This window comes from Psychrobacter sp. TB55-MNA-CIBAN-0194, assembly GCF_040309505.1.
GTDB classification, from domain to species: Bacteria; Pseudomonadota; Gammaproteobacteria; order Pseudomonadales; family Moraxellaceae; genus Psychrobacter; species Psychrobacter fozii.
Map to the genome: position 1 here is coordinate 1 of NZ_JBEOOW010000244.1, position 275 is coordinate 275.

The following is a 275-nucleotide window of genomic DNA, read 5'->3' on the forward strand; positions in this document are numbered from 1 at the left end:
GAACAGGCCACTGCTGCGATACCCAGTAGCCCTGTAAGAGCCACCATCATAAGCGACAAACCATCCATCGCTAAATGAAAACTAATACCAAAAGTCGGTATCCAAGGCACCATAAATTCAGCGACCCAAGGCACAGCAGCATCTGGTGCAATCACCTGCTTGCTCATACCACCAAAATCACCGTATTGCCACAGTACCAGTGACAAAGCAAAAGTCAACGTCATACCAATTAAAGCAATCCAGCGCGGCAGACGTTTATTAAAGCGCTCTACCAG

Annotated in this window: 1 pseudogene; it reads right to left on the reverse strand. The window is 47.6% G+C overall.

From position 1 onward, the window contains the following. Nucleotides 1–275 (reverse strand): annotated as a pseudogene (locus AAEY75_RS15005) (NADH-quinone oxidoreductase subunit M); the annotation flags it as partial.